This window comes from Nonomuraea sp. NPDC048916 (assembly GCF_040649575.1).
Classification (GTDB): domain Bacteria; phylum Actinomycetota; class Actinomycetes; order Streptosporangiales; family Streptosporangiaceae; genus Nonomuraea.
Genome location: NZ_JBEZFS010000016.1, coordinates 50,452 through 72,170, shown reverse-complemented (window position 1 = coordinate 72,170; position 21,719 = coordinate 50,452). Strand labels below are relative to the sequence as shown.

The 21,719-nt window shown below is 69.4% G+C and carries 22 protein-coding genes; 16 read left to right on the top strand and 6 right to left on the bottom strand.

Annotated elements, in window-relative coordinates:
• Positions 1–41: 41 nt before the first annotated feature.
• Positions 42–1,328 (bottom strand): isocitrate lyase, encoded by a 1,287-nt coding sequence (gene aceA, locus AB0C16_RS19140; RefSeq protein WP_357684564.1) that lies wholly within the window; start codon positions 1,326–1,328, stop codon positions 42–44.
• A gap of 312 nt (positions 1,329–1,640) precedes the next feature.
• Between aceA and AB0C16_RS19135 the strand changes: the two genes are divergently transcribed.
• From AB0C16_RS19135 to AB0C16_RS19125, 3 genes are all read left to right on the top strand, one after another.
• The gene (locus AB0C16_RS19135) at positions 1,641–3,080 is read left to right on the top strand and encodes a helix-turn-helix domain-containing protein (protein ID WP_357684734.1); all 1,440 of its coding nucleotides are present in this window, start codon (positions 1,641–1,643) and stop codon (positions 3,078–3,080) included.
• Positions 3,081–3,131: 51 nt separating this feature from the next.
• The gene (locus tag AB0C16_RS19130) at positions 3,132–4,058 is read left to right on the top strand and encodes a glucosyl-3-phosphoglycerate synthase (RefSeq protein WP_357684732.1); all 927 of its coding nucleotides are present in this window, start codon (positions 3,132–3,134) and stop codon (positions 4,056–4,058) included.
• Between the two features lie 139 nt (positions 4,059–4,197).
• The gene (locus AB0C16_RS19125; protein WP_357684562.1) at positions 4,198–5,406 is read left to right on the top strand and encodes an acyl-CoA dehydrogenase family protein; all 1,209 of its coding nucleotides are present in this window, start codon (positions 4,198–4,200) and stop codon (positions 5,404–5,406) included.
• A 1,075-nt stretch (positions 5,407–6,481) separates the two neighbouring features.
• On the opposite strand, the gene AB0C16_RS19120 is transcribed toward AB0C16_RS19125, so the two are convergent.
• Entirely contained in the window at positions 6,482–7,243 is a 762-nt protein-coding gene (locus AB0C16_RS19120; protein ID WP_357684560.1) for an FCD domain-containing protein, read from the bottom strand.
• 173 nt (positions 7,244–7,416) lie between these two features.
• On the opposite strand from AB0C16_RS19120, the gene AB0C16_RS19115 reads away from it, so the two are divergent.
• The 7 genes from AB0C16_RS19115 to AB0C16_RS19085 are packed head-to-tail and all read left to right on the top strand — an operon-like array spanning position 7,417 to position 14,064.
• Positions 7,417–8,661 (top strand): sugar ABC transporter substrate-binding protein, encoded by a 1,245-nt coding sequence (locus AB0C16_RS19115; RefSeq protein WP_357684558.1) that lies wholly within the window; start codon positions 7,417–7,419, stop codon positions 8,659–8,661.
• A 58-nt stretch (positions 8,662–8,719) separates the two neighbouring features.
• Entirely contained in the window at positions 8,720–9,652 is a 933-nt protein-coding gene (locus AB0C16_RS19110; RefSeq protein ID WP_357684556.1) for a sugar ABC transporter permease, read from the top strand.
• Entirely contained in the window at positions 9,649–10,464 is an 816-nt protein-coding gene (locus AB0C16_RS19105; protein WP_357684554.1) for a carbohydrate ABC transporter permease, read from the top strand. Before AB0C16_RS19110 ends, AB0C16_RS19105 begins: the two co-directional genes overlap by 4 nt.
• A 4-nt stretch (positions 10,465–10,468) precedes the next feature.
• On the top strand, positions 10,469–11,617 hold the full coding sequence (dgoD, locus tag AB0C16_RS19100) for a galactonate dehydratase (protein ID WP_357684553.1): 1,149 nt from the start codon (positions 10,469–10,471) through the stop codon (positions 11,615–11,617).
• 2 nt (positions 11,618–11,619) lie between these two features.
• The gene (locus AB0C16_RS19095) at positions 11,620–12,252 is read left to right on the top strand and encodes a bifunctional 4-hydroxy-2-oxoglutarate aldolase/2-dehydro-3-deoxy-phosphogluconate aldolase (protein ID WP_357684551.1); all 633 of its coding nucleotides are present in this window, start codon (positions 11,620–11,622) and stop codon (positions 12,250–12,252) included.
• 29 nt (positions 12,253–12,281) lie between these two features.
• Positions 12,282–13,511, top strand: coding sequence for a D-mannonate dehydratase ManD (manD, locus tag AB0C16_RS19090; protein WP_357684549.1), 1,230 nt, complete (start codon positions 12,282–12,284; stop codon positions 13,509–13,511).
• On the top strand, positions 13,501–14,064 hold the full coding sequence (locus AB0C16_RS19085) for a gluconokinase (RefSeq protein ID WP_357684547.1): 564 nt from the start codon (positions 13,501–13,503) through the stop codon (positions 14,062–14,064). Before manD ends, AB0C16_RS19085 begins: the two co-directional genes overlap by 11 nt.
• Positions 14,065–14,138: 74 nt before the next feature.
• Here the strand turns inward: AB0C16_RS19085 and AB0C16_RS19080 are convergent, their stop codons facing one another.
• Complete coding sequence (locus tag AB0C16_RS19080) at positions 14,139–14,264, bottom strand: hypothetical protein (protein WP_357684545.1); 126 nt, start codon at positions 14,262–14,264, stop codon at positions 14,139–14,141.
• Between the two features lie 340 nt (positions 14,265–14,604).
• Here AB0C16_RS19080 and AB0C16_RS19075 point away from each other — a divergent pair, with 340 nt between their 5' ends.
• Together AB0C16_RS19075 and AB0C16_RS19070 are read left to right on the top strand one after the other, a co-directional pair.
• Positions 14,605–14,811, top strand: a complete 207-nt coding sequence (locus AB0C16_RS19075; protein WP_357684543.1) for a hypothetical protein — start codon at positions 14,605–14,607, stop codon at positions 14,809–14,811.
• Between the two features lie 211 nt (positions 14,812–15,022).
• Positions 15,023–15,967 carry an LLM class flavin-dependent oxidoreductase gene (locus AB0C16_RS19070; protein ID WP_357684541.1) on the top strand — a complete coding sequence of 315 codons (945 nt, stop codon included), beginning with the start codon at positions 15,023–15,025 and terminating at the stop codon, positions 15,965–15,967.
• Positions 15,968–16,067: 100 nt separating this feature from the next.
• On the opposite strand, the gene AB0C16_RS19065 is transcribed toward AB0C16_RS19070, so the two are convergent.
• Complete coding sequence (locus AB0C16_RS19065) at positions 16,068–16,757, bottom strand: MBL fold metallo-hydrolase (RefSeq protein WP_357684540.1); 690 nt, start codon at positions 16,755–16,757, stop codon at positions 16,068–16,070.
• A gap of 152 nt (positions 16,758–16,909) precedes the next feature.
• Between AB0C16_RS19065 and AB0C16_RS19060 the strand changes: the two genes are divergently transcribed.
• The gene (locus tag AB0C16_RS19060; protein ID WP_357684538.1) at positions 16,910–17,878 is read left to right on the top strand and encodes a LysR family transcriptional regulator; all 969 of its coding nucleotides are present in this window, start codon (positions 16,910–16,912) and stop codon (positions 17,876–17,878) included.
• A gap of 171 nt (positions 17,879–18,049) precedes the next feature.
• A complete protein-coding gene (locus AB0C16_RS19055; RefSeq protein ID WP_357684536.1) occupies positions 18,050–18,532 on the top strand; it encodes a DUF3237 domain-containing protein in 483 nt (160 codons plus the stop codon).
• A gap of 126 nt (positions 18,533–18,658) precedes the next feature.
• Here the strand turns inward: AB0C16_RS19055 and AB0C16_RS19050 are convergent, their stop codons facing one another.
• A complete protein-coding gene (locus AB0C16_RS19050) occupies positions 18,659–18,979 on the bottom strand; it encodes a metalloregulator ArsR/SmtB family transcription factor (RefSeq protein ID WP_357684534.1) in 321 nt (106 codons plus the stop codon).
• 159 nt (positions 18,980–19,138) lie between these two features.
• On the opposite strand from AB0C16_RS19050, the gene AB0C16_RS19045 reads away from it, so the two are divergent.
• Entirely contained in the window at positions 19,139–19,819 is a 681-nt protein-coding gene (locus tag AB0C16_RS19045; RefSeq protein WP_357684532.1) for an NAD(P)-binding domain-containing protein, read from the top strand.
• A gap of 80 nt (positions 19,820–19,899) precedes the next feature.
• Positions 19,900–20,367, top strand: a complete 468-nt coding sequence (locus AB0C16_RS19040; RefSeq protein ID WP_357684530.1) for a RidA family protein — start codon at positions 19,900–19,902, stop codon at positions 20,365–20,367.
• Positions 20,368–20,541: 174 nt separating this feature from the next.
• Here AB0C16_RS19040 and AB0C16_RS19035 read toward each other — a convergent pair whose 3' ends face one another.
• The gene (locus AB0C16_RS19035; protein WP_357684528.1) at positions 20,542–21,579 is read right to left on the bottom strand and encodes a hypothetical protein; all 1,038 of its coding nucleotides are present in this window, start codon (positions 21,577–21,579) and stop codon (positions 20,542–20,544) included.
• Positions 21,580–21,719: the final 140 nt, after the last annotated feature.

Genomic DNA, 21,719 nt, shown 5'->3' with positions numbered 1-21,719 from the left:
AACCTACCCATGCCCTGGTGGTGGCCGGCGAGTCGGGAGTGTCAGTGAGCTGAGGTGAACTGCTCCTCTTCCGTGGAGCCCTTGAGCGCGGTCGTCGAGGAGTCGGGCGCGACGGCCGTGCTGATCAGGTCGAAGTAGCCGGTGCCGACCTCGCGCTGGTGGCGGGTGGCGGTGTAGCCGCGCGACTCGGCCGCGAACTCCGCCTCCTGCAGCTCGACGTAGGCGGTCATGCCGTCGGCGGCGTAGCCCTGGGCCAGGTCGAACATGGAGTAGTTCAGCGAGTGGAAGCCCGCCAGCGTGATGAACTGGAACTTGTACCCCATGTGCCCCAGTTCCTTCTGGAACTTGGCGATGGTGGAGTCGTCGAGGTGCTTCTTCCAGTTGAAGGACGGCGAGCAGTTGTAGGCGAGCATCTGGTCGGGGTACTCGGCCTTGATCGCCTCGGCGAACTCGCGGGCCACGTCGAGGTCCGGCGTGCCGGTCTCCATCCAGAGCAGCTCGGAGTGCGGCGCGTAGGCGAGGCCGCGCGCGATGCAGGCCTCGACGCCGTTGCGCACCCGGTAGAAGCCCTCGGCGGTGCGGTCGCCGGTGGTGAAGCGCTGGTCGCGGGGGTCCACGTCGCTGGTCAGGAGCGTCGCGGCCTGAGCGTCGGTCCGCGCGATGATCAGTGACGGGACGCCGGCCACGTCGGCGGCGAGCCGGGCGGCGTTGAGCGTCTTGATGTGCTGGCCGGTCGGGATCAGCACCTTGCCGCCCAGGTGGCCGCACTTCTTCTCGGAGGCCAGCTGGTCCTCCCAGTGCACGCCCGCCGCGCCGGCGGCGATCATGCCCTTCATCAGCTCGAAGGCGTTCAGCACACCGCCGAATCCGGCCTCGGCGTCGGCCACGATCGGCGCCAGCCACTGCCGGGACTCGCCCTCGGACCAGCTGATCTGGTCGGCGCGGAGCAACGCGTTGTTGATCCGGCGGACCACGGCGGGGACCGAGTTGGCCGGGTACAGGCTCTGGTCGGGGTAGGTCTGGCCGCCCAGGTTGGCATCGGCGGCGACCTGCCAGCCGGACAGGTAGATGGCCTGGAGGCCGGCCTTCACCTGCTGCACCGCCTGGTTGCCGGTCAGCGCGCCCAGCGCGTGCACGTAGTCCTCGGTGTGCAGGAGTTGCCACAGACGTTCGGCGCCGAGCCTGGCCAGGGTGTGCTCCTCCTGGACGCTGCCCCGCAACCGGACCACGTCTTCGGCGCTGTAGGTGCGCTCGATGCCCTCCCAGCGAGGGTCGTTGTCCCATTCGTTCTGCAGCTGCTCAGCAGCTCCCTTGAGGCGATCGTCCATGTTTCTACTCCTTTGTCGTCCCCTGGGGCTTGTGCCGAGTCTGTGCCCGGAGAGGGGGCGACCAACAGTGGTGAGGGTGTAGAAGAAACGCAAAACTTCTTCTCAGGGCAAGACTCATCGGTATTCAGTGGAGAAGAAAACGAGAGTTTTCCCGATGGACTAGACCATTCATGTGACACGGCCCGCGCGGATGGGCGCCCTCTGTCGTGTCCGTGTCGCCGCCCGGAGGTGGAGGCGGACATCTGGAAAATAGTCAGAATTTCCGACTAAGATGCCCGCATGGCGTCCTTGCTAGGAGAAGAACCGCTGTCTTTGACGCAGGAGCTCGATCTCATCGCGTTTGGGCAGCGCCTTCGCCACCTGCGCAAACAGCGCGGCCTGACCCTTTCCGACCTGGGCACCCGCGTCAGCCGCGCGCCCAGCCAGCTGTCGCTGCTCGAGAACGGCAAGCGCGAGCCGAAGCTGTCGCTGCTCAAGTCGCTGGCCGGCGCCCTGGGCGTGCCCGTCGAGGAGCTGCTGCGCCGTCAGCCGCCCAACCGGCGCGCCCAGCTCGAGATCGCGCTGGAGGAGGCGCAGCGCGATCCCATCTACGCGGCGCTCGGCCTGCCCCGGCTCAAGGTCTCCGCGCGAGTGCCGAACGACGTTCTCGAACACCTCCTCGGCCTGTACGGCGAGCTGCGCGCGAGACAGGCCAGGGGCACCGCCACCCCCGAAGAGGCCAGGGCCGCCAACGCCGAGCTGCGGCGCATGCAGCGCGAAGTGGGCAACTACTTCCCCGAGATCGAGAAGGCCGCGGCCGAGGCGCTCAACTCCGTCGGCTACCGCACCGGCGCCCTGTCTCAGAGCACGATCCAGAGCCTCGTCACCCACTTCGGTTACACCGTGCACACCGCGCAGGATCTGCCACGATCGGTCCGTTCCATCACCGACCTGCGCAACCGCCGCATCTACGTCAAACACGAGCAGCTCGGCATGCACACCCCGCGCACGATCCTGCTGCAGACCCTGGGCCACCTCGCGCTCGGCCACGACAAGCCGCGCGACTTCGCCGACTTCCTGCGCCAGCGGACCGAGGCCAACTACTTCGCCGCCGCCGTGCTCGTCCCCGAGAAGGCCGCGGCGCTCTACCTGCGGGAGGCCAAGGCCGACCGGGCGCTGTCGGTGGAGGACCTGCGCGACGTGTTCGCCGTCTCCTACGAGATGGCCGCCCACCGCTTCACCAACCTGGCCACCCACCACCTCGACCTGGTCTGCCACTTCGTCCGCAACGACGCCGGCGGCATCATCTACAAGGCCTACGAGAACGACGGCATCGTCTTCCCCGCCGACGAGCAGGGCGCGATCGAGGGTCAGCGGATGTGCCTGCAGTGGTCGGGCCGGCAGGTGTTCGCCTCGCCCGACCGCTTCTCCGTCTTCTACCAGTACTCCGACTCGCCCACCGGCACGTACTTCTGCGTCGCGCACGTCGATCCCTCGCGTGAGCGGGACTTCGCGATCACGCTGGGCGTGCCGTTCAAGGAGTCGCGCTGGTTCCGCGGGCGCGAGACCACCCATCGCACCAAGTCCAACTGCCCCAACGGCGACTGCTGCCGCCGTCCGCCCACCGAACTGGCCGAACGCTGGGAGGGCTACGCCTGGCCGTCGGCCCGGGGCAACTCCCACGTGCTGGCCGCGCTGCCGCCCGGCTCGTTCCCCGGCGTGGACGAGGCCGACGTCTACACCTTCCTCGAACGGCACGCGGTGACGAGCTGATCGGGACCACACCCTAAGCTTTGGGACGTGGCGTCGAAGGGGGAGGGGTGCGTGCTGCCCGAAGTGCGTGCCTGGTTGCGTCACCGCACCTCGTCGGCCGCCGACTGGCCGATCGGCGCGCTGGCCGAGGCCAAGGGTGACACCTCGATCAGTGTCGTCCTGCCGGCCCGCGACGAGCGCGAGACCGTGGCCGAGATCGTCGGGGTGATCCGGCGGGAGCTGTCGGGGCTCGTCGACGAGATCGTGGTGATCGACTCGCGCTCCACCGACGACACCGCCGTGGTGGCCGCCCGGGCGGGGGCGCGGGTGCACGCCCAGGACGACATCCTGCCGCACCTCAAGCCGCTCGACGGCAAGGGCGAGGCGCTGTGGAAGTCGCTGGCCGTCACCTCGGGCGACATCCTGGCGTTCGTCGACGCCGACATCCGTGACTTCCGCGCCTCCCTGGTGACCGGGCTGCTCGGGCCGCTGCTGGCCGATCCGGGAGTCGCGTACGTCAAGGGGTGCTATGACCGCCCGCTGGGCGGCGTCCCCAACGGCGGCGGGCGTGTCACGGAGCTGGTCGCCCGGCCGCTGATCAACCTGCACTGGCCCGAGCTGGCCGGGTTCGTCCAGCCGCTGGCGGGCGAGTACGCCGGGCGCCGCTCCGCGCTCGAACGGGTGCCGTTCGTCACCGGCTACGGAGTGGAGATCGGGCTGCTGATCGACCTGCTGGACCTGGTCGGGCTCGACGGGCTGGCCCAGGTCGACCTGGGCTCGCGCGCGCACTCGCCGCAGTCCACGGAGGCTCTGGGCGGGATGGCGGCGCAGATCATGCTCGCGGCGTGGTCCCGGCTGGAGCGGCAGGGGAAGATCCAGGCGTTCCAGGATCCCGCCGTACGGCTCGCGCAGTTCCGCCGGAAGGACGGCGGCCACGACGTGGTGACCAGAGACGTCTCCATCGCCGAACGCCCGCCGATGGCCACCGTGACCTCCTGACACCCCCGCGGCTTCCGGTGGTGGCTACCCATCGGTAAGTTATTGCCCAGGTAACGCTCACCGCGTCGGTGGGTGTGACTTCGGGGTGCGCCCGGGCGATCGCCCACGGGCTGAAACGGATATATCAGGGAGCGCGGGCATGAGCGGCTTTTGTCCGGAACTCAGCGGTGACGTGAGCGAGGTGCGCGACTGGGTGCACGCGTTCGCCCGCGATGTGGTCCGCCCCGCCGGGGCCGAATGGGACGAGCGCGAGGAGACCCCCTGGCCCGTCATCCAGGAGGCCGCCAAGATCGGCCTCTACTCCCTCGACTTCTTCGCCACCCAGTGGTTCGAGGAGAGCGGGCTGGCTCTGCCCGTGGCGTTCGAGGAGATCTTCTGGGGCGACGCCGGCATCGGCCTGTCCATCGTCGGCACCGGCCTGGCCGCCGCCGCGCTCTCGGCCAACGGCACGCCGGAGCAGATGGGCGAATGGCTGCCGCAGATGTTCGGCACGGAGAACGACGTCAAACTGGGCGCCTTCTGCGCCTCCGAGCCGGACGCCGGATCCGACGTCGGCTCCATCCGCACCCGCGCCGTCCCCGACGGCGGCGACTGGATCATCAACGGCGTCAAGACCTGGGCCACCAACGGCGGCATCGCCGACGTCCACCTCGTCGTCGCCTCCGTCGACCCCGCCCTCGGCACCCGGGGCCAGGCGACCTTCGTCATCCCGCCCGGCACCCCCGGGCTGTCGATGGGCCAGAAGTTCAGGAAACACGGCATCCGCGCCTCGCACACCGCCGAGGTCGTCCTGGACAACGTCCGCGTGCCCGGCTCCTGCCTGCTCGGCGGCCAGGACAAACTCGACGCCCGGCTCGCCAAGGCCCGCAACGGCGAACGCGCCGGAGCCCAGGGCGCCCTGCGCACCTTCGAGACCACCCGCCCCGTGGTGGCCGCGATGGCCGTCGGCATCGCCCGCGCCGCCTACGAGTACGCCCGTGACTACGCCTGCGAACGGGAACAGTTCGGCCGCAAGATCGGCGAGAACCAGGCCATCGCCTTCCTGCTGGCCGAGATGGCCACCCGGGTGGACATGGCCCGCCTGCTGACCTGGCGCGCCGCCTGGATGGCCAGGAACGGCCGGCGGTTCGAGCAGGCCGAGGGGTCGATGTCCAAGCTGGTGGCGGGAGAGACGGCGGTCTGGGTGACCGAGCAGGCCATCCAGATCCTGGGCGGCGCCGGCTACACCCGGGACCATCCGGTCGAACGCTTCCACCGCGACGCCAAGATCTACACCATCTTCGAGGGCACGTCGGAGATCCAGCGGCTGATCATCGGCCGCGCCGTCACCGGCCTGCCCGTTCGCTGAACGCGCCCGCGCTCGGCTGCCGGCCCTGAAGGACGTCCAGAGCACTGTTCCGTCAGGGCCCCGCGCCGGTACCGCGCGAAGATCGATCGCGCCTGCCGGCAGCCGGGCTCGTTGACCGCCCGGAAGAGAACGGACGAGGCAGGCCCTCCCGTGAGCCGGTAACGTCGAGTTGGTCCCTTGTGATCACGGGAGTGCTGTGCGGTGCCGCTTGCGACCGAGGACCTGGACAAGCAGTCCATCATGGAGATCGCCGTCGACGCCCGCCGACGGCGGGTACACCCACAACCCGCCGCACCACGGCGTCGTGCTCGCCCTGACAAGGCCAGCGGCGGACGCCCAACGGCGCGCTGGACGAACTACCTGTTTTTGAAGCTAGTAATTCAATTTACGGTAGCTCTGGGCGTCATTGCCAGTGCGGGCCTGAGGCTGGTGACGTCCCACGATCGTCTCGGCTCACCTGGCCGCGTCGCTCCTCGAGGAGGGCTCGCGGTGACCGGGTCTGGATCCAGGTCGCCTTGGGGACGGTGTATTCACCGATGGCGTGCAGGGACTTGTCGCGCGCGGTGCCGGATTGTTTCAGTCCGCCCCACGGCACCAGCCGGTCGCTGCAGCGACCCCGCACCAGATGTCAGGCAGGCCTGGGGGCGTTCCTCGGGTTTCCCTCCGTGCATCCCGTCGGCAGCGGGCTCGTTGATCAGCTGGAGGGAACGGGGGGCGTCTGTGAGCTCGACCTGGTGCGCCACGATCGACGGACGCATCGTCCGAGTGGAGCCCGCGTGCCCGTCCCGTTGACTTAGGGCCTGTAGGGAGTTCGGATCTTGAGTGGCGCGCGGCCATGGCGGGCTCAGATCGATTGCCATAGACAGCGTGAAACGGCACCTGTGATCGAGGTGAGCAGCGTGGCCGGCGGCATGCCGTAGGCACCCGGAGGGCGAGCCAGGCGAGTGCGGCCGGCGACGATGCGACCGGCTCTGTGCGGCGGTGCGGTGCCCGGGTCGGCGGCGCTGAACTTCGCCATCTGGCAGCTCAACTGAGGTCCCCGGCGGGCGGCGGTGTCGAGGAGGCCGACCACCGGTCACGCTCCGCCCGGCTCAGCGGCACGCTCCCACATGGACCTCATCTCGGCGAAGCCCTGCTCCATGATCCCCACCATGGCCTCCCTGGCCCGCTCGCCGTCCCCCCGCTGGAGCGCCTGGGCCACGTCGATGTGGAGCTGCAGCGCCTGCTCGTGCGGGTAGTGGGGCATCAGGTGGTAGTGGTGACGGCCGGCGAGCACCTCGGCGACGATCAGTTGCAGCTTGGCGAACATCTCGTTGCCGGACGCGACCAGCACCCGCCGGTGGAAGTCGATGTCCAGGCTGAGGAAGCGCGCCTCGTCGCCGGCCTTCCCCGCGGCCCACATCTTGGCGGCGAGCCCCACCAGCTCGCTCGCCTCGTCGCCGTCGATCCGCTCGGCGGCCAGCCAGGCGGCGTGTGGTTCGATCGCGGTCCGCAATTCGGTGATCGAGCGCATCTGCGCCATCCGCCCTTTCGAGGCGAGCCGCCAGCGGATCACCTGCGGATCGAAGACGCTCCACGCCCCGGCGGGCTGGATCATGATCCCGACTCGGCGCCGGGTCTCGATGAGACCCATCGACGCGAGCACCCGCAGCACCTCGCGGATCACCGAGCGGGAGACCTGGTAGCGGTCGACCAGGTCCTCGATGCTCAGGACGAAGCCGACGGCCATGTCGCCGTTGCAGATGGCGGTGCCGAGATGGTCGAGGACCTGTGCGTGCAGTCCGGCCTCGGCAAGGGACTGCTGGGTGGGCGCGCCCCCTGGGGAGGACTGATTCACGTCGCAAAGCATATCAGTCCCCATCAGGACTTGAATAAATCATCTTTATTGGCCTAGCATCCCGGCACTAAACAGATGTTTAAGAGTGTGTGGCGCCCTTCCGGGGGGCGGCGGCCATGCCAGAAAGGCGAGATGACGTGCGACGTCGATCGATAATCGGTACATCTCTGGCCGTGGCTGTCGCCATGAGCCTGTCCGCCTGCGGCGGAGGCGACGGTGGCGGCGGCGCGAGCGACAAGGTCCGGGTCACCCTGGCCAACCACGTGTGGACGGAGAACGTCGTGCAGGCGCTGCCCGAGTTCGAGCAGCAGACCGGGCTCAAGGTCGAGATCAACCAGCTCGGCGAGGACCAGCTCTCCGACCAGTACAACGTCAAGCTCAACGCCGGCTCGGCCGACATCGACGTGATGATGTACCGCCCCCTGCAGGAGGGCAAGCTCTTCGCCAGGAACAAGTACCTGGCCGACCTCTCGGAGCAGGTGAAGTCCGAGAGCTGGGACTTCAGCGACTTCCAGGCCGGCCCGGTGCAAACCACCACGTACGAGAGCAAGCCGGTCGGTATCCCGATCATCACCGAGCAGGAGGTCCTCTACTACCGCAAGGACCTGCTCGAGAAGGCCGGCCTGAGCGCCCCGCCCAAGACCCTCGACGAGCTGAAGGCCGCCGCCGCCAAGATCAAGGAGGTCGAGCCGGACGTCGCCGGCTTCGTCGCCCGTACCGGCAAGTCCGCGGCGGTCACCCAGTTCTCCAGCTTCCTCTACAGCTTCGGCGGCGACTTCGTCGACGAGAGCGGCAAGTCCGCGGTCAACAGCGACGCGGCCAAGCAGGCGTACGCCTACTACGGCGGGCTGATCAAGGACTACGGCCCCGCGAACGTCAGCACCGACATGGGCTGGCCCGAGGCGATGGCGATCTTCACCCAGGGCAAGGCCGCCTTCTACACCGAGGCGAACTCGCTCTACAAGAACGCAACCGACGCGGACAAGTCCAAGGTCTCGGACCAGGTCGGCTTCGCGCCGTTCCCGGCCGGCCCGGCCGGCTCCAAGCCGTACAACATCCCGTCGTGGGCGCTGGGCATCAACGCCGCCTCAGAGAACACGGAGAACGCCTGGAAGTTCATCGAGTGGGCCACCAGCAAGGAGCAGACCCTCGCGCAGCAGAAGTCCGGCGTGCCGGGCGCCCGCACCTCCGTCTGGTCCGACCCTGAGGGCATCTCGACCTTCCCGGAAGACCTGGCCAAGGCCATCTCGGCCAGCACCGAGAACGGGGTGGGCCATGACCGGCCGCTGGTGGTGAAGGTCGCCGAGGCCCGCGAGATCGTCGGCCAGCCGATCGTCGACGCGATCACCGGCAAGGACGCCGCGGCCTCCGCCGAGGCGGCCCACACCGCGTTCCAGCAGTTCCTGGACGCCGAGTAAAGCGGCACGCGCGGGTGGCGGGCCGGGCGCCCGCCACCCGCTCATCCCTGGAGACCTCATGGCAACGATCACCACCGAAGCCCCGCGGGGCGCCCCAGGCACCCCAGGCTGGGTGCGCTGGGTCAACGATCACCGCAAATGGCTGTTCGCCGCGCCCGCGATGACCTTCGTCGCCGCGCTGCTCGTGTTCCCCCTGGCCTGGACCGGCTACCTCAGCCTGACCGACGCCGAGGGATCCGTCCGCGCCGAGAGCGAGTTCGTGGGCTTCCAGAACTACCTCGACGTGCTCACGGACACCACCCGGTTCTGGCCCGCCGTCGGGCGGACCGCCACGTTCACCGGCGTCGCGCTGCTGTTCGAGATGGTCCTCGGGATGGCGATCGCGCTGCTGCTCTGGCGGCCGTTCAAGGGGCAGAAGTGGGTACGGGTCGCGATCCTGCTGCCGCTCGTCGCCACCCCGGTCGCGGTCGGCATGATGTGGCGGCTCATCTTCGACCCCAACATCGGCATGGCCAACCAGGTCCTCGGCTGGTTCGGCATCGGGCCGCAGCCGTGGCTCGCCGGTGAGCACACCGCCCTGCCCACCACGATCTTCATCGACGTGTGGCAGTGGACGCCGATGGTGGTGCTGATCCTGCTCGCCGGGCTCACCTCGCTGTCGGAGGAGCCGCAGGAGGCGGCGCGGATCGACGGCGCCAGCACCTGGCAGCGGTTCCGGCACGTCACCCTGCCGCTGCTGATGCCCACGGTGACCGTGGCGATCCTGCTGCGCGGCATCGACGCGCTGAAGACCTTCGACATCCTCTACGCCACCAAGGGCCGCGGCGGCGGTTCGTTCCACGAGGTGGAGACCCTGAACGTGTACGCCTATGGCCTCAGCTTCGACTACAACAAGTACGGCGTCTCGTCCACCGTCCTCATCCTCTTCTTCCTGATCATCATCGGGGCCATGTGGGCCCTGACCGTCCGGCGCAAGGAGGCACGGCGATGAGGCCCAGTCTCGCTTACCGGGTGTTCCGGGTGGTGGCGCTCACCGTCGTGGTGCTCACCTTGATCGCGCCGCTGGTCTGGATGGTCGCCGCGTCGTTGAAGACCAACGTCGACATCTACGACTCGGGCAAGGCCCTGGTCTTCTCGCCCACCCTGGACAACTACGGCAAGGTGCTCCAGCAGGCGAACTACGTCACGTTCATCGTCAACAGCCTCTGGGTGGCGTTCGCGGCCACCGTGGCGTCGCTGATCCTCGGGCTGCCGGCCGCATACTCGATGAGCCGGTTCAACATGCGGAAGTCCGCGCTGGTGGTGCTGATGGCCCGGATCATCCCCGGCGTCTCGCTCCTGGTGCCCTGGTACTACGTCTTCTCCAACCTGCGGATGGTCGGCGGATACGAGGTGCTGATCATCAGCCACATGTTCGTCTCGCTGCCGCTGGTGGTCTACATCATGATGGGCTACTTCGACAGCCTGCCCACGGAGCTGGAGGAGGCGGCGCTGGTCGACGGGCTGACCCACGTCGGCGCGTTCCGCCGCATCACGCTGCCGCTGTCCGTGCCGGGCATCGCCACCGCCGGGATCCTGTCCTTCATCTTCTCCTGGAACAACTTCATGTTCGCGCTCGTGCTGTCCGACGCCGGCACCAAGACGCTGCCCGTGGCGATCTTCGACTTCGTCGGTTACGCCAGCATCGACTGGGGAGGCCTGATGGCCGCGACCACCGTGGTCACTCTGCCGATCATGGTGATCGCCCTGTTCGTGCAGAAGTACGTGGTCTCCGGTCTCACCGCCGGCGCGACGAAGGGCTGACCGGATGACCATCATCGCCCGCGTCGAGACGTTCCTCGTCGCCCCCCGCTGGCTCTTCGTCCGGGTGGAGACCGTCTCCGGGATCGCCGGCTGGGGCGAGGCCACCTGCGAGGGACGCTCCGAGACCGTCCGCGCCGCCGTGGACCAGCTCGCCGAGCTGATGATCGGCCGGGACGCGCTGCGCATCGAGGACCACTGGCAGGTGCTGACCAAGGGATCGTTCTACCGGGGCGGCCCGATCCTGGCGAGCGCCGTGGCGGGCCTCGACCAGGCGCTCTGGGACATCGCCGGCAAGCACTTCGGCGCCCCCGTGCACCAGCTGCTTGGCGGCCCGGTCCGGGACCGGATCCGAGTGTACGGCTGGGTCGGCGGCGACGAGCCCGGCGAGGTGCGCGACCACGTCGCCGCCCAGGTCGAGGCCGGGCTCACCGCGGTGAAGATGAACGCCTCCGGGAGGATGAGCCCGGTCGCGTCGGTCGCCGAGCTGGACGGCGTGGTCGCCCGGGTGGCCGCCGCCCGCGAGGTGCTCGGCGACGGCCGCGACGTCGCCGTCGACCTGCACGGGCGGTTCACCCTCGCCAACGCCCGCCGGGTGGCGCCGCTGCTGGAGCCGTACCGGCCGCTGTTCCTGGAGGAGCCGGTCGTACCGGAGAACTCCCACCTCATCGGCGAGTTCGTCCGCTCGACCACCATCCCGGTGTCGACTGGGGAGCGGCTCTACAGCCGGCAGGAGTTCCTGCCCGTCCTCCAGGCCGGCATCGCGGTCGCCCAGCCGGACCTCTCGCACGCCGGCGGCATCACCGAGGTACGCAAGATCGCGGCGCTCGCCGAGGTGTACGACGTGCAGCTCGCCCCGCACTGCCCGCTCGGCCCGATCGCCCTGGCGGCCTGCCTGCAGGTCGGTTTCGCCACGCCCAACTACCTGATCCAGGAGCAGAGCCTCGGCATCCACTACAACCTCGGCGCCGACGTGCTCGACTACTGCCTGGACAAGACCCCGCTGACCTTCGTGGACGGACACGTCGAGCGGCTCACCGCGCCCGGACTGGGCATCGAGGTGGACGAGCGGGCGGTCCGTTCCGCCGGTGAGAGAGGACACGCCTGGCGCAGCCCCGTCTGGCGGCACCGGGACGGCTCCTACGCGGAATGGTGACCATGACACCCGACTTCATCGGCGTCCTCGCCGCCACCAGGCTCCTGGCGGTCATCCGCGGCGGCGGCGCCGGCGTCGCCGCCGCCGCCGGCGCCGCGCTGCTCGACGAGGGCGTCCGCGTCCTGGAGGTGTCCCTGACCACCCCAGGCGCGCTCGACGCCATCGCCGCGATCCGGGCCGCCGCCCCGGCCGGCTCGCTGGTCGGCGCCGGCACCGTGCTCACCGAGGCCGACGTCGCGGACGTGGCGGCGGCCGGCGCGCAGTTTGTCGTCACCCCCGCCGTCGTCGAGTCCGTCGGCGCGGCGGCCCGGCGGGGGCTCCCGGTCGCCGCCGGCGCGCTCACCCCGACCGAGGCGTACACCGCGGTCCGGATGGGCGCCGCCGCGGTGAAGCTCTTCCCCGCCTCGCTGGGCGGCCCGGCGTACCTGAAGGCGCTGCGGCAGCCGTTCCCGCACCTCCCGTTCGTCGCGGTCGGCGGTGTGGGCCTGGCCGAGCTGCCCGGCTACCTCGCCGCCGGCGCGATCGCCGCCGGCGTCGGGGGGCCGCTGGTCGGCGACGCGGCGTCCGGCGGCGACCTGGACGCCCTGCGGGAGCGGGCCCGCGCCTTCCTGGCCGCCCTGGCCGTGACGTCATAGCCCGCACGCTCCGTCGAGAAAGGCACCACGTGAAGATCACCGCTGCGGACGTCATCGTCACCAGCCCCGACCGCAACTTCGTCACTCTCAAGATCACGACGGATGACGGGATCACCGGGCTGGGTGACGGCACGCTCAACGGGCGGGAGCTGCCGGTCGCGTCGTACCTGGCCGACCACGTCGTCCCGCTGTTGATCGGACGGGACCCGCACCGCATCGAGGACACCTGGCAGTTCCTCTACCGCTCGGCGTACTGGCGGCGGGGGCCCGTCACCATGGCCGCCATCGCGGCCGTCGACGTGGCGCTCTGGGACATCAAGGCCAAGGCCGCGGGGATGCCGCTCTACCAGCTGCTCGGCGGCGCCTCTCGGAACGAGATCATGGCCTACGGGCATGCCTCCGGCCGTGACCTGCCCGAGCTGTTCGACTCGATCCGCCAGCACCTGGAGATGGGATATCGGTCGATCCGGGTGCAGACCTCCGTGCCGGGCGTCAACGCCGTGTACGGCGTCGCCGCCCAGGCCGGCGTCGGCGGCAGGCGGTACGACTACGAGCCGGCCCAGCGCACCCCGCTGCCCGCCGAGGAGGACTGGGACACCCGCGCCTACCTGCGCCACCTGCCCGGCGTCTTCGAGGCGGTGCGCAACGAGTTCGGCCCCGAGCTGCCGCTGCTGCACGACGGGCACCACCGGATGACCCCCATCCAGGCGGCCAAGCTCGGCAAGGAGCTCGAACCGTATGACCTGTTCTGGCTGGAGGACTGCACCCCGGCGGAGAACCAGGAGGCGCTGCGCCTGGTCCGCCGGCACACCACCACCCCGCTGGCCATCGGCGAGGTGTTCAACACCGTGTGGGACTACCAGACCCTGATCAGCGAGCAGCTCATCGACTACGTCCGCTCCGCCGTCACCCACACCGGCGGGATCACGGCCATGCGGAAGCTCCTCGACTACGCCGCCCAGTACCAGATCAAGTCCGGCATCCACGGCCCGACCGACATCTCACCCGTCGGCATGGCCGCCGCCCTCCACCTGGACCTGGCGATCCACAACTTCGGCATCCAGGAATACATGCGGCACGGCCCGGCGACCGACGAGGTGTTCCGGCAGTCGTTCACCTTCACCGACGGCTACCTGCACCCCGGCGAGCTGCCCGGCCTCGGCGTCGAGCTCGACGAGGAGGCCGCGGCGCGCTTCCCCTACCAGCCGGCCTACCTGCCGTTCAGCCGGCTCAAGGACGGCACCGTCCATGACTGGTGACCGGCCGCCCGCCCGGCACATCGTGGTGATGGGCGTGTCGGGCGTGGGCAAGACGACCGTGGCCCACGCGATCAGCGAGCTGAGCGGGCTGCGATTCGCCGAGGCGGACGACTTCCACACGGAGGAGAACGTGGCGCGGATGCGCGCCGGCATCCCGCTGGACGACGCGGACCGCTGGCCGTGGCTGCGCGACCTGGCCTCCTGGATGGCGGCCCGGCACGCCGAGGGCGTCTCCACGGTCCTGGCCTGCTCGGCGCTCAAGCGCTCCTACCGGGACGTCCTGAGACAGGGCCCGCCGGACGTGGAGTTCGTCCACCTCGACGGCGCGTCGGAGCTGATCCGGGACCGGTTGACCCGCCGCACCGGCCACTACATGTCGGCCGGCCTCCTCGACTCGCAGCAGGCCATCCTGGAACCCCTCGGCCCGGACGAGTCCGGGATCGTGCTGTCGGCGGAGCCGCCGCCGGACGAGCTGGCGATGGCGGTGATGACCCGCCTCGGCCTGCCCTCGGCCCCGCCTTCGATCGGCCCGGCGGGCGACGCGCCCGGGTAGACCGCCCGCGGGTTTGTCATGACCGTGCGTCATCGTTCTTGTCGCTCGGCCAGTTCGAGGAGGCGAGAGCGCAGTCATTGGTGACCGGGGTCGCCGTCGGTGCGTTTGGTCCAGACCATGATCTCGGTGATCGGCTGCAGCTGGGGGATCGGGGGAGGGAGCAGTCGCAGGCCGGCGATCTCGCCGATTCTCGGTGTCATTCCAATCCGATGGCGGCAAGCGTGCGGGCTACCTCTACCTGCCGCCGGGCGCTCCAGCCGGTGGACGGTCCGCGGGCGTGGTGCTGTGTGGCGGCTTCGGCAGCACGATGGACCGGCTTTTACCGCATGCGGCGGGCTTGGCCGAGGCCGGCTTCGCGGCGCTGGTGTTCGACTACCGCAACTTCGGAGCCGGCGATGGACACCCCCGCCAGCTCGTGGACCTCGCGGGTCAGCAGGCGGACCTGCGCGCGGATCTTCGGCGCTGTCCTGTTGGACTACCTGCGGGGTGCGCTCGGCCTGCCGGCGTACTACATCCCGCTGGTGGGCCGCACGGCTGCGCATGCCGCTGCTCGTCTGCATCGCCGTCCACGACCAGGAAAGCCCGCAGGAGCTCACCCGGCAGCTGGCCGTGCGCGCGCCGCATGGCCGGCTCAAGCGATACCCCGGCACGCACTTCAGCTTCTACCACGACGAGCAGACCCGGCAGACCGCCCTCGCCGACCAGATCGCCTTCTATCGGACCGTCCTGCACGCCCAGCCCCGGTAGCCCGCAACCGCCCAGGCTGGGCCCCGTTCAGCGACTTCGCCCCGGGCCCGCCTGGAAGGCGAAGCCGCCGGGGCGGGCGTTGCGGTCGGCGATCAGACCGGCCAGGGTGGCAACGGCGATGACACCCAGAGCTACTCAATATGAATTATTAGCTTCAAAAACAGGTAGTTCGTTAACTAGGATCGAGAGCCTCACGATGAGCGGAGGCGAGATGGCGAGACTGGAGATCGGCTACCTGCTGCCGACCCGCGACCAGGCCGTTCAGGGGAAGCACGAGCCGGGCCGGCTCGTCGTCCAGGCGCGGCGCGCAGAGGACCTCGGGTTGGACGCGGTCTGGGCGGGCGACAGTCCTGTGACCAGACCGCGGGCCGATCCGCTGTTGCTGCTGGCCGCCGTCGCGGCGGCCACCGAGCGGGTCGCGCTCGGCACGGCGGTGTTGCTGCCGGCGCTGCGCCATCCGATCCTGCTGGCGCACCAGCTCGCCACCCTCGACCGGTTGTCGCAGGGGCGGCTGATCGCCGGCATGGGCGGCGGGTTCCCGCATCCCAACACCGAGGCCCAGTTCGCCGCGGTCGGCGTCGGCTTCGCCCGCCGGATCAGCCGCATGGAAGAGTCCATCGGCGTCATGCGACGGCTCTGGTCAGGGGAGGCGGTGTCGCACAAGGGCGAGCACTTCGCCTTCGAGAACGTACAGCTGGCGCCTCCTCCGTCGCGTCCGGGAGGGCCGCCGATCTGGCTGGCGGGAGGCGGCGGGCCGGCGTTGCGTCGCGTGGCCCGCCTCGCCGACGGCTGGCTTCCCTATCCACCCACGGCGGAGATGTACGCGAAGGATCGCGGGATCATCGAGCAGGACTCAACTCGTTCGATCACCCCCGCCCTGTACGCGACGCTCTGCCTGGACGAGGACCGGGACAGGGCGCGCCGGCGCCTGCGCGACGGTGTCGAGCGCTACTACAACGCGCCATTGGAGTTCGTCGAGTCGATCCAGGCCATGTTCGCCGGAACGGCCGGCGACGCCGCCGGCTGGTTGGCGGGCTACGCGGCGGCCGGCGCCCGCCACATCGTGATCCGCCTGGCGACCGACGACCACGATGCGGGCCTGGAAGAGTTCGCCGACCAGGTCCTGCCCCTGCTTCGCAAGGAGGAATACCGATGACGATCTTCAGGCCGAGGTGGTCGTCGACGCGATCGAGACCGTGCAGGACGAGCTCATAGTGGTCGGCAACAGTTACGCGGGCCTCCGGACGAGGGCGGGGTCAGGCCGGTATCTCACCTGCCGCCTGTCGAAGCGCGTCGCGGGCGCCCGTGATGGGGTCGCCGTGGCCGACGCAGGCCACCCGGGCGTCGAGTTCCGCGAGCCGCCGGAACGAGTCGAGCGTCTCGTCGCGGTCCATGTTGAACACCCCCGGCATGACCTGCCCGTTCACGTGCGCCACGGTGTCGCCGGTGAAGAGCACTCCGTGCTCAGGCAGGTGGAGGGCGATGCTGCCGGCGGTGTGCCCGGGGGTGGCGATCACACGGGCCCCGCCACCGAAGTCGAGCACGTCGCCGTCCTCCAGCTCGCGGTCGACGCGGCACGGCGGGGCGGGCGGCAGCAGGTGGGCGCCGAGGCTGCGGTGCAGCGCCCGCTCCTCGTCTGTGAAGTTCGGCGGCGGCGCGGGGATGTCTCCCCTGATCACCGGAGCCTCCAGCCGGTGAGCCATCACCGTCACGTCTCCCCACGTCGCGACCGTCGCCGCGCCGCCGCAGTGATCCTCGTGGTAGTGGGTGAGCACGACCTGCCGTACGGCGTCCGCGCGCCCGCCGAGCCGGCTGATCGCGTCGGCGATCTCCTCGCCAGAGGTGGCGATCCCCGTGTCCACCAGCGTGAACGCGCCGTCGTCGTTCCACAGGTACGCCTGCCCGAACGTCAACCGCAGCAGGTGCAGTCTCCGGTCAACCTTCACGATCTCCACTGCTCGACCCCTCTCATCAGCTCTCATCAGCTCTCATCCGCACGATGACGTCAGGCGAACAGGAAACCCGCCCACCGGCGGCGCTGTCCAACAACGATCGTCACCGAATTGACGACCAATGGTTGTCAGGCCAGGCTGCCGGCATGGACGCGGACATTCCCGGTATGCGCGCCTTCGTCGCGACCGCCGAGGAGCTGCACTTCGGCAGAGCCGGCGCACGGCTGTTCATCACCCAGCAGGCGCTGTCGAAGCGCATCCGCAGGCTGGAGGAGGCGTTGGGCACTCCGCTGTTCGAACGGACCACCAGATCCATCGAGCTGACAGCGGCCGGGCGGCGTTTCCTGCCCCTGGTGGTGGAGGCGTTGGCGGCGTTCGACCGGGCCGTCGAGGCGGTCCATGTGACGGACGATCCCCTCCGCGTGGATGTCTACGACGAGCGGTTCACCCCGCTGCGCCTGGTTCGCGCGTCCAGCAAGCGTGATCCGCGGTTGCGGGTGGAGGTGAGCATGCGGCAAGGACTGGCGGTCGCGCTGCCGGCGCTGCGCCGTCAGGAGATCGACGCGGCCTTCGGGCGGGTGCACGACCTGCCCGGGCCATGGCCGGAGGAACTGACCCATCGGCTCGTTCACCTGGAGCCGCTCGCCGCGTTCGTACCGGAGGATCACGCGCTCGCGGGCAGGAACGAGTTGCGGCCCGCCGACCTGCGAGCGGGTGGCATCGCGATGCCCGACCCGGCGGGCGCCTGCGAATGGCGCGGCTACCTGAGGCGCCTCGCCGGCCACTTCGGCGTCCCGTTGCGCTTCACCGAACCCGCGATCGGTCAGGGGCATCTGGTCGAGCAGTTCCGGCGCGAGAAGAGCGCCGTCGGCCTGGGCGAGATGAGCATCGACGCGACCGGGAGCGGGCTGCGGCGGATCCCCATCGTGGAGCCGACACCTCTCATGCCGTGGTCGGTGGTCTGGCACCGCCGCAACCCGCGCCCACTGCTGCGTACGCTGCTCGGCCGGCTGCGACCCGCGAGCCGGCCCGATCCGGCCGACCGGCGGCACTGGCTCCCCGAGGTCGACGCGACTCCCGCGGTGTCCTCCGGCACATGCGGATCTCCGATCTGATGGCGAAAGGCCTCAGCGTCCCGTCGCTTCCCGGTGTCTCTTGTCAAATCCAAGCTCTAAATCCATTGGTCATACTATGGACCTGACTTTTCCAATCAATACGGCCGAAGCTGGACTGTGTCCCGGACAGCGCGTTTCCGGGCCTTTTCCTGAACTGCTCGGGAGCACCTCATGACACTGCTTGACGCCGACCCGGCCGCCACCGCCTTCGCGGTCGAGCATCTGTGCGACTTCGCCATCGAGTTCCAGACGATGCGGACGCTCGCCACGCCGGCCGCCACCCGGATGATCGCGGTCATCGGCCATGGGACCGTCGACGGCCCGCGGTTGCGTGGGGAGTTCCTCGCCGGTGGCGGGGACTGGATCACCATCGGCACGGACGGCGTGGCCCGGCTGGACGTCCGGGCCACGATCCGCACGCACGACGACGAGCTGGTATATGTCACCTCCACCGGCCGCGCCACCCTGCCGGGCGAGGCGGTCAACCGGCTGATGGCCGGCGAGACCATCGCCTGGAACCAGATGCACGCCCGGTCGGCGCCCCTGTTCGAGACCGGCGCCGACAGCTACGCGTGGCTGAACTCCACCGTCACCATGGCCGTCAACGAACTGTCGCTCAACCACGTCGACTACCGGATCTACAGCATCCGCTGATCACGGGCGGGCCGGCCCGCCGACCAGAGGAAGACCGCATCTGTCATGTCCGCCGGCCCCGGCGGACACCGGATCGCCACGGTCGCGTCGGCGGCAGGTCTGCCGCCCGGGCTCTTCGCGAGCCCGTCACAGCGTGTCGGTCAATGTCTCGAGAAAGCGTCGTATCGCCTGCTCGTCACGCTTGTAGAAGTGCCAGTTGCCGATTTTCTGGCGTGTGACGAGTTTGGCCTGGTAGAGGATCTTCAAATGCGTGGACACGGCCGGCTGTGACATTCCCGCGCGGTCCTGGATCACCGAGACGCACACCCCCTCGACGTCGAAGTCACCGATCTCCTGATGACCGAAGTTGCGCGCCGGATCTTTCAGCCAGCGCAGGATGTCGAGCCGCGTGGAGCTGGCAAGAGCACGCAGGACCTCCTCGTCGATTGCCCGCTCAGCCTCGCTCATGGGCACAGGGTAACAGGGAGGGCTGAAAGATAACTATATTGAGATATAGCTATCTATCGATGTTATGCTGTGTGCGACCGGTGACGAGGCTTGCGACTACCTCTCCGGCCGTTCGGGTTCCCCGCACGCCGGACACCTCAATGACAAAGGAGCTCCACGTTGAAGATCGGCATTTTGGGCACTGGACGGATGGGAGTCCGGCTCGCGGCGATGTACGGCTCAGCCGGCCACGACGTCGTCCTCGGCTCTCGCGACACGGAACGCGCTCGCGACATCACCGCAAAGCTGGCTCATCCACGCCTGAACGCCGGCGGCTACCGGGAGGCGCTCGACGCGCCGGTGGTCCTACCGGCCATCTTCATCCGTGACGGGTTGCTCGATCAGCTGGAGGCGATGCGTGAACAACTCGCCGGCAAGATTCTGATCGACATCACCAACCCGTTCAATCACGACTACAGCGACTTCATCACCCCGTGGACGACCAGCGGCGCCGAGCAGATCGCCGAGCGGCTGCCGCAGACCAGGGTCGTCGGCGCGTTCAAGAACGTGTGGTGGGAGGTCTTCGACGCCCCGGACTTCGACGGGACGGCCAGTGACGTCTACGTGGTCTCCGACGACGAGGAGGCCAGGCAGCAGGTCATCCGGCTAGGTGAGGGAACACCGTTTCGCTACCTTGACGCGGGACGGCTCGCCAACGCGCGCACGGTGGAACGGATGACCTTGCTCAGCGGGGAGCTCGGTTCCCGCTACGGCTTCTTCCCTCGCATGAACTACAAGCTACTAGGCGAGCCCTGGTCGCCCGGCCAAGCCGACCATACGATCGGACCGCTGATCGCATGATCTGACCAGCCCATGTCCGCCCGCGCCGGCGACGCGGCGCATACCGGTACGAGCGTCTATCCCCACCCCTCAACACCAGGATGGTGTCTTCGTTGACCGAGCCTCTGCAGCGCCTGCACCAGGCGGGCTTGCAAGTACCCGACGCGCCGCGGCCACTGGGCTCCTATGTTCCCGGCGTCCGCGCGGGCGGTCTGCTGTTCCTCAGCGGCATGCTTCCCCTGCGAGGGGGGAGACCTCTCGTGACCGGACGCCTAGGGGAGGATCTCGAGCCCGCTCAAGGCCGCGCCGCCGCCGCGGAGGCGGCGCTCAACGCTCTTGCGGTGGTGCACACGGAGATCGGCTTGGCCGCGGTAGCCGGTGTGGTCCGGTTGGCGGTGCACATCGCGTGCTCTCCCGACTTCCACGACCACGCCGCAGTCGCGGATGGCGCGTCCGAGGTGTTCGACATCGCCTTCGCGCCCTCACGGCACAGCAGGCTCGCCTTCGGCTCCGCCGCGCTGCCTGCGGGAATGCCCGTCGAGCTCGAGGTCATCGTGGCCCTGGGATGATGCGGGCATCCGCACGAGGCCCGGTGGGGTGGTGCTCGGCGGGATGCTCTTGCGGCCGGATCAGCCGGTGAGAGCAGTCGCGAAGGGCCGTCCGGTGCTTCGCCGTGGACGCCGGCGGCCTGGCCCGCCGTACTGACCGTTCCGCCAGAGCAGGGGGCGCCATTCGGTCGGCCTTCAAGGCGAGTGGTGAATGAAGATCCCGGAGACGCCGTCGAAGCTGCCGGTGGCCAGAAGTCGGCCGGTCCCCGGCACTCCCGTCAGGGTGGAGAACTCCGCGGCGCCCGGAGTCTGGCTGACCGGCGTCTGGGTCCAGACCCCCTCGGCCGATCGGTGTGCCAGGGCCGAGTCATAGCTGTTGACGTCGGTGGAGCCGAGGAACCAGTGTCCGCCACGTCCGTCGGGGACGGGGTCGAACGTCTCTCGCCAGGGGCCGGCGACCTTCTCGACCGGCTCGTCCTGCCACCGGTCTCCGGTACGGCGGAGCAGGACCGGCTTGCTGGTCCGGGTGGTGTCGTCGGAGACGGTGCCAGTGATCCACACGCCGGCGGTGTCGGCGCTCACGCCGTTCAACGAGAAGTGGCTGCCCTTGCCCTCGATCGGGATGATCGACCATCGGGTGCCGTCGTAGTGGGCGACGGCCGGCCGCCCGAGGCCGGAGTCCGAGCCGATGGCCCAGATGTCGTCAGGGGAGCGGACGCCGGCCCGGTGGACGTACATCGGGAGGTCGGCCCTGGCCCAGCCGGACCCGGTGTAGTGCCAGGTCTCCTCACCGAACAGCCAGACGTCCCGCTCGCCCAGCACCTCGATGTCCGCGACGCCCGAGGGCGCGGTGGCCCGCATGGTGATCCAGCGGGTCCCGTCCCGGCGGGACACGACCTGTCCTGTCTCATTGTTGGTCACCAGCCAGACATTGGTGGCCGAGGAGGCGTCCGCGGCCATGACGGAGGTGCCGAATCCTCCTGGAACATCCTCGTCCCGCCACCGCTCGCCGTCCCAGTGGACCGCGGTCGGTCCCAGCGACCACTCCCAGAACCTGCGCGTGCCGAACGCCCACACGTCATCCTGCGCGATGGGGACGACATGGGCGTTGAACTCCAAGGATGACGCTCGCGTGCCCAGTTGCCACTGCGCGTTCCCGGCCGTCCGGCCCGGCATCGCCAGCAGGCCGACGATCGCGACCGCGCCCACTGCGAGTGCCAGCGCTTTCCTCATGCGTCCACGTCCATCCTCGAGATGGCCTCCCTCCTCTCAGACGGGGCCAGGGCGGAGAACTGCTGCAGGGGTCTCGTGTGTCAGGACCTGTGGTGGGAGCCTACGCGGCACGGCCTGCCGAGCGGCATGCTCCGGTGATC

Coding starts and splice junctions, on each gene's coding strand:
- AB0C16_RS19080 (WP_357684545.1), bottom strand. CDS start 14,264: ATGACACCGAGAATCGGCGAGATCGCCGGCCTGCGACTGCTCCCTCCC.
- aceA (WP_357684564.1), bottom strand. CDS start 1,328: ATGGACGATCGCCTCAAGGGAGCTGCTGAGCAGCTGCAGAACGAATGG.
- AB0C16_RS19060 (WP_357684538.1), top strand. CDS start 16,910: ATGGACGCGGACATTCCCGGTATGCGCGCCTTCGTCGCGACCGCCGAG.
- AB0C16_RS19095 (WP_357684551.1), top strand. CDS start 11,620: ATGACACCCGACTTCATCGGCGTCCTCGCCGCCACCAGGCTCCTGGCG.
- AB0C16_RS19110 (WP_357684556.1), top strand. CDS start 8,720: ATGGCAACGATCACCACCGAAGCCCCGCGGGGCGCCCCAGGCACCCCA.
- AB0C16_RS19040 (WP_357684530.1), top strand. CDS start 19,900: ATGGTGTCTTCGTTGACCGAGCCTCTGCAGCGCCTGCACCAGGCGGGC.
- dgoD (WP_357684553.1), top strand. CDS start 10,469: ATGACCATCATCGCCCGCGTCGAGACGTTCCTCGTCGCCCCCCGCTGG.
- AB0C16_RS19075 (WP_357684543.1), top strand. CDS start 14,605: ATGCCGCTGCTCGTCTGCATCGCCGTCCACGACCAGGAAAGCCCGCAG.
- AB0C16_RS19035 (WP_357684528.1), bottom strand. CDS start 21,579: ATGAGGAAAGCGCTGGCACTCGCAGTGGGCGCGGTCGCGATCGTCGGC.
- AB0C16_RS19055 (WP_357684536.1), top strand. CDS start 18,050: ATGACACTGCTTGACGCCGACCCGGCCGCCACCGCCTTCGCGGTCGAG.
- AB0C16_RS19085 (WP_357684547.1), top strand. CDS start 13,501: ATGACTGGTGACCGGCCGCCCGCCCGGCACATCGTGGTGATGGGCGTG.
- AB0C16_RS19070 (WP_357684541.1), top strand. CDS start 15,023: ATGGCGAGACTGGAGATCGGCTACCTGCTGCCGACCCGCGACCAGGCC.
- AB0C16_RS19125 (WP_357684562.1), top strand. CDS start 4,198: ATGAGCGGCTTTTGTCCGGAACTCAGCGGTGACGTGAGCGAGGTGCGC.
- AB0C16_RS19050 (WP_357684534.1), bottom strand. CDS start 18,979: ATGAGCGAGGCTGAGCGGGCAATCGACGAGGAGGTCCTGCGTGCTCTT.
- AB0C16_RS19105 (WP_357684554.1), top strand. CDS start 9,649: ATGAGGCCCAGTCTCGCTTACCGGGTGTTCCGGGTGGTGGCGCTCACC.